At 50.9% G+C, this 6,151-nt stretch carries 5 protein-coding genes; all 5 read right to left on the bottom strand.

Annotation, left to right across the window (positions count from 1 at the left end; all coding sequences use genetic code 11):
• Positions 1–3: 3 nt before the first annotated feature.
• Positions 4–873 carry a class II fructose-bisphosphate aldolase gene (locus FYJ35_RS10625; RefSeq protein ID WP_154526339.1) on the bottom strand — a complete coding sequence of 290 codons (870 nt, stop codon included), beginning with the start codon at positions 871–873 and terminating at the stop codon, positions 4–6.
• 13 nt (positions 874–886) lie between these two features.
• On the bottom strand, positions 887–2,014 hold the full coding sequence (locus FYJ35_RS10630) for a carbohydrate kinase family protein (RefSeq protein WP_154526341.1): 1,128 nt from the start codon (positions 2,012–2,014) through the stop codon (positions 887–889).
• Positions 2,015–2,032: 18 nt separating this feature from the next.
• Positions 2,033–2,989 carry an ABC transporter permease gene (locus FYJ35_RS10635; protein ID WP_154526343.1) on the bottom strand — a complete coding sequence of 319 codons (957 nt, stop codon included), beginning with the start codon at positions 2,987–2,989 and terminating at the stop codon, positions 2,033–2,035.
• Positions 2,990–3,069: 80 nt separating this feature from the next.
• Positions 3,070–4,530, bottom strand: coding sequence for a sugar ABC transporter ATP-binding protein (locus tag FYJ35_RS10640; protein ID WP_154526361.1), 1,461 nt, complete (start codon positions 4,528–4,530; stop codon positions 3,070–3,072).
• A gap of 210 nt (positions 4,531–4,740) precedes the next feature.
• A complete protein-coding gene (locus tag FYJ35_RS10645) occupies positions 4,741–5,754 on the bottom strand; it encodes a sugar ABC transporter substrate-binding protein (RefSeq protein ID WP_154526345.1) in 1,014 nt (337 codons plus the stop codon).
• Positions 5,755–6,151 lie beyond the last annotated feature (397 nt).

The raw sequence follows: 6,151 nt of genomic DNA on the forward strand, positions 1-6,151 counted from the left end.
TCCTCAGTTCTCCTTCAGATTCGAGAATACCGAAATTGTATGGATGTATGTCTTTTTCATCGACTCCATCCCCCAGGTCGCGATATCATGGAAATATACGTTCCCGTCTCCTGCCTCCGACACGTGCTCACGGACAGCATCCCCTGCGAATTTTGCAGCATACGTGTAGAAGTTGATCTTCCGTACACCATTCTGGATGCATCTGCGGAAGTCCTCATCGCTCAGACCGGATCCTCCGTGCATCACCACCGGCTTTCCGGTCTTTTCAAGGATCACCTTGATCCGATCCACATCCAGCTTCGGAGCCTTGAGATAAATGCCGTGAACCGTTCCGAAGGAGCACGCCAGCGCATCAATGCCCGTATCCTTTACGAAGCGGGCTGCCTGATCCGGATCCGTGTAAGAGCTTTCGCCCAGATCAGCCTCCGATCCGCCCGCAGAGAGGAACTCTTCCCTGCCCATGGAACCAATCTCAGCCTCTACCGATGCACCGAACCCCTGCGCAAGTTCGACCGTTGCGTCGGTCACTGCGACATTCTTCTCATAGGGAAGCGCGGAGCCATCAATCATGACACTCGTGAACCCCAGCTCCAGCGCCTCATGCACTTCCTCCAGATTGGCACCGTGATCCAGATGCACGCAGACCGGCACTTTCGCTTCATCCGCGTACAGCAGCATGATCTGCCCGATTTCGTGCAGAGATATATACCCGCTGTGAGCGGCATTGGCAAACTGAAGAATAACCGGCTGTCCTGTTTCCTCAGCCGCTGCAATCACCGCGCGGATTCCTTCCAGTGTTGTGACATTGAATGCCGCAATCGCCTTATTGTCTGCTTCTGCAAGACGCAGAATACTCTTCAATGTGACCAGCATATCGTTTCCTCCATCACTCGTGTATCATCTTCTGTTTTGCCCAGCCGCTGCGGATCCTTTCCAAAAGCCGGTCCGCCGGAATCAGGCCGGAAAGCGCATCGTACTGAGTAATACACATCGCGCCACACCCTGCCGCCATCTCCAGACACACCTCCGGGCTGAAGTCATGGCTCAGGCTGTACAGAAAAGCTGCAATCGCGGTATCCCCGGCGCCCGTCCCTGATAAAATCTGATCCGGCACATAGCTGTCCTCGAAGATCGACAGTCCGCCCCAGCCTTCTCCCTGAAAGTGTGGCGAGATCTGCTTCATCTCTTCCTCGGTCCCCGTTTTCAGGTATAACCCGGCTGCCCCGCATTTCAGAAGGACTGCTCTGCAGCCCAGATCGAGCGCCTTCTGCGCCAGCGGAATTACATCCCGGCTCAGCGAAAGATGCATACAGATATCATCCTGATACTGTTTTTGCCAGGAATTATACTTATCCCGGTCGAGTATAAAGCAAAGCTCCTCGATGCTCGGGACAAAGAAGTCGACATATGGAAGAACGTTCGCCAGAATCGTCTTCCAGTCCTGTGCGCCGGCCTCGCTTGACGGATCGATGGCTGCCATATCAAGGCTTGTAACCAGTCCGAGCGCCTTTACCTTCTTCACCATCTCCACGGTCTGGCTGCCCTCGTTCAGATAGAACCGACGCATCAGCGTTGGATAACCAAAGTGAAAATACTGGGCTTCCCCGATCTCCTCATAGCTCAGCTCATCCGCCGTCAGTGTATCGTTTGCACCGGCATCTGCCAGGAAGCACCGGTCACTGCCCGGGGCAGCCAGGACAAGTGTGTAAGAAGTTTCCGTATCCTCCGATACCAGAAAGTCCGGCCTTACGCCTTTTCGGTTGTACGCTTCTGTCAGAATCCGCCCGAACGCATCGTCCCCGATCTTCGCAACAAGGCTGACGTCGCTTCCGAGTTTGTGGAGCGCAAGACCGGTATTGCTCACGCAGCCTCCCGGGGCAGCGGTTACCTTTCCGACCTGGATCAGCTTCCCCGGACGGATCATATCATGAAGCGTCACTCCGGAGGCTGCCCTGATCGATGGCGTGATATCAAGCGACACATAGCCGGCTGTCACAATCTTCCTGTTCTCCATCTTCCCAGAACCCCTCGATCACTTTTTGTTCTTGTTTCTGAGGAAGTCTACATAGACAGCGCCAAGGATAACAACACCCTTCACAACATACTGCCAGAACGAGTTGACATTCATCAGATTCAGGCCATTGTTCAGAACACCGATGATCAGTGCACCAACGATTGTTCCGCCAATCTTTCCGGAACCACCGGCCATGGAGGTTCCGCCTACAACGGTTGCCGCGATCGCATCCATCTCCGCGCCGTCTCCTGCAGTCGGCTGACCGGAGTACATGCGGGATGCCAGAACAACACCGGCAAGTCCTGCCATCAGTCCGGAATAAGAGTGTACAAGAAACTTCACCTTGCGAACGTTAATTCCAGAATACTCTGCTGCCTGCGCATTGCCACCTACTGCATAGATATGACGTCCGAGCTTTGTCTTGTTCATGATGATTGCAGTGATGATCAGAATGGCAATCATGATGATGACGGGTGTCGGGAACGGGCCGATATAACCGGCGCCGATAAACTTCCATGCGTCTGTCATGACACGAACCGGAGATCCGCCTGTATACACATATGCAAGTCCGCGGCAGATATTCATCGTTGCCAGGGTAACGATGAAGGCCGGAATTGTTGTTGTCGAGACAACATAGCCGTTAAACATACCAACGCCAAGACCGATGGCAAGTGCAATCAGGATTGCCAGCGGAAGCGGCATATTCAGATGGACAACCATTCCGGCTTCCACGCAGCCTGCCAGGGCAATGATGGAACCGACCGACAGATCGATTCCGCCAAGGATAATGACCATCGTCATACCACAGGCAAGGAACATATTCGTAGAGACCTGTCTCAGCACATTGAAGAAATTCCGTGTCGAGACAAATGACTTGCTTGTTGCAGGCAGAATTGCCAGCAGAATGCACAGGGCAACCAGCGCAGCCAGTATGCCCGCATTCTCATGGAAATAGGTTTTTATATTCTTGGACATGATTTAGGATCCTCCTTCATCACAGGTATTTTATCTTCCCTACAGGAAGCTGTTCTTTTCGATACATCCAAGGACGCTTCTCACGAAGCCGCCAGTTTCATGATGGCTTCCTGGCTGACCTCTGAGTGGTCCAGACAGCCTGTTACAATCCCCTCTGAAAATACATATACGCGATCACTCATATTGATAATCTCAGGAAGTTCTGATGAGATCATCAGAATGGTAAGTCCGTGTTTTGTCAGTTCGTTCATGATTGCATAGATTTCCGCCTTTGCACCCACATCGACTCCTCTGGTAGGCTCATCCAGAATCAGAATCTTCGGATTGGTCGCCAGCCATCTTGCAATCATAACCTTCTGTTGATTTCCGCCTGAAAGGTTTCCCACCTTCTGCTCCTGAGAAGGCGTTTTGATAGAAAGCATATCAATATACTTCTGTGTAATTTCCTCTTCCTTCTTCTGATCGACATTCATGCCATGCATGAAGGTCTCCAGAACCTCAATCGTCGTATTGTAGGCGATATCCTGTACCATATACAGTCCATCAAGTTTCCGATCCTCTGGTACGAGCGCGATGCCATTTTTCATTGCATCGACCGGAGAATTGATCTTTACTTCTTTGCCATCGATGTAAACCTTGCCGCTGCGATGTTTTCCGAGTCCGAAAATCACCCTCATTGTCTCGCTTCGACCGGCTCCGACAAGTCCGGCAAAACCCAGGATTTCTCCCTTCCGTGCCTCAAACGTGACATCCTTCGCCATATCCCCATCCGAGATATGCTCTGCTCTTAAAATCACGTCGCCGCCCGTCTGGAAATCTCTCGTATAATAGCTGGTCAGCGTACGGCCAACCATCATGGCAATCAGCTCGTCGTTTGAAGTTGTCTTCACTTCTTTCGTGCCAACCTTCGTACCATCCCGCATGACCGTGACTCTGTCGCAGATCTGCTGCAGCTCACTCATCTTGTGGGAAATGTAGATAATTCCAACACCTCTTGATGTCAGATTCCGGATGATGCCGAAGAGCTGCTCGACCTCATTGTCTGAGATGGAGGAGGTCGGTTCATCCATGACGATGATCTTTGAATCTGTTGATACCGCTTTCACGATTTCAACCATCTGCTGCTGTGCAATGGTCAGATTCACCAGAAGATCGGAAGCACTGACATGCATGTGATACTCGTCCAGGAGTGCCTGCGCCCGCTTCTCCATCTCCTTCCGGTTGACAAATTTCCCCTTCATGATCTCTCTGCCGAGGAAGATGTTCTCCGCGACCGTCATGTAAGGAACAAGCACCAGTTCCTGATGGATGATGGCAATTCCACTCTTCTCCGCATCCGGAACACTGTTGATTTCCTTCTTTTCCCCGTTAATGTAGATTTCTCCGCTGTCCGCATGATAGATGCCTCCAAGCACTTTAATCAAAGTGGACTTTCCAGCACCATTTTCACCGAGCAATGCATGTACCTCTCCAGCTTTTACCTCAAGGCTGACATCAGAGAGTGCCTTGACACCCGGGAATGTTTTTGTGATATGTTTCATCTGCAGCAGGATTTTCTCTTCAGCCAATTCCGCCACCTTCCTTTCTGTGTTCCCCGGGCTGTCGCCGGAGAGCAGTTTTACATTCTGGCAGGATGCCAGACCCAACAAGACCCGCTGCCCAGCGGCAGCGGGTCTTGTCATCACCGTATGTTTACAGTATGATTCAGGTTCCTACCTTCCTGCAGCTGCCTGATTTTCAGAATCCCATCATTACTGCCATCCATCAGTGCCATAGTCAGCAACATTCTCAGGGCTGATCAGGAATGTATCAACCGGATATCTGAACTGAACTTCCTTGCCTGCCATGATGTCATACATGATTTCAACAGCCTTGTCAGCGATGGAAATCGGGGACTGAGCACCGGTAGCACGGAGCAGGGAACCTTCCTTGGACATCTCTGCCTTGAAATCAGGAGATCCGTCAACACCATAGATCAGAACCTTCTTGAGACCTGCACCCTCCGCAGATGCCAGTGCACCAAGAGCCGTCGGGTCGTTTCCGCCGAAGATAGCAACAACATCCGGATGAGCCTGAAGCAGGTCATCAGCGATCTTCTGTGCTTCCTGAAGATTGCCCTTCGCATCCTGCTGCGCCACGATGTTGAATCCATGGCCGTCGATTGCATCGAGGAAGCCCTTTGTTCTGTCAACGATGGAATTCATGGTCGGGGAATCAAGAACAATGATATCGCCGCCGTCCGGGCACTGCTTGACAAGATCCTCGCCGCAGACCTTGCCGGCATTGTAGTTATCAGACCCCGTGTAGGAAACAACATAATCCTTCATGTCCGCAACCTCTGTGTCGAAGTTGACCATCGGGATCCCTGCTGCCTTCACTTCATCCAGCGCCGGTACAATTCCCTCTGCCTCTGCCGGGTTGACGAAATACCCGTCCGGCTTCTGAGAGATTGCGTCTTCCATCTGAGAAATCTGAAGCGTGACATCATTCGCCGGATCAGATGTGATCAGTGTGTCCCCGTTCTCCTTCAGTTTCTTCTCAATCTCGTTCTGAATCGTGACGAAGAACGGATTGGATCCATCCATGCAGGTATACGCAAATGTATATCCGCCATCCGGCCTGTCCTTTTTATACTGAGTCGTATCGACCATAATCTTGGTCTGGTCTTCCTCCGTTGATGCCTCCGTCTCTCCGGCCATCGCATATCCGCTCATCGAGAACAGCATGGATGCGGCAAACACGCCTGCCCAGATCTTCTTGTTCATAGTAAATGCCCTCCTTTGAGATGTTGTGTTGAAGCGGTATTCGTACATGTTCATACCACTTCTGTTTGCACAACTATACCACCCTCGTCCGGACAAATCAATATGTTCTTTATATTTTATTGTATATTATGCTGATCAAAATCCATATTTGTACTGTACAATTGTTTATTTTGTTCTCTCCGTTCATCTTCACAAATATGTCCTGCTGGCAATTGTGTCATCAGAGCGCCTATACGCATCACTGGAATTAAAAAACCGGCTCCGCAGGCAATTGATATGCTACCCCCAAGTAGGACAATGAAATATAAAACCTACTTGGGGGTATTTCTATGTCTAGGAAAAGCAAAATTGATCCGATAGAAAAAGTAAAGATCATTGAACGGCTACTGGCAGAAGA

The organism is Porcincola intestinalis, from assembly GCF_009696445.1.
In the GTDB taxonomy this organism is placed as follows: domain Bacteria; phylum Bacillota; class Clostridia; order Lachnospirales; family Lachnospiraceae; genus Porcincola; species Porcincola intestinalis.

Excerpts from the sequence above, each read along its gene's own strand:
- FYJ35_RS10645 (WP_154526345.1), bottom strand. The coding sequence starts at position 5,754 with ATGAACAAGAAGATCTGGGCAGGCGTGTTTGCCGCATCCATGCTGTTC.
- FYJ35_RS10625 (WP_154526339.1), bottom strand. The coding sequence starts at position 873 with ATGCTGGTCACATTGAAGAGTATTCTGCGTCTTGCAGAAGCAGACAAT.
- FYJ35_RS10630 (WP_154526341.1), bottom strand. The coding sequence starts at position 2,014 with ATGGAGAACAGGAAGATTGTGACAGCCGGCTATGTGTCGCTTGATATC.
- FYJ35_RS10635 (WP_154526343.1), bottom strand. The coding sequence starts at position 2,989 with ATGTCCAAGAATATAAAAACCTATTTCCATGAGAATGCGGGCATACTG.
- FYJ35_RS10640 (WP_154526361.1), bottom strand. The coding sequence starts at position 4,530 with ATGAAACATATCACAAAAACATTCCCGGGTGTCAAGGCACTCTCTGAT.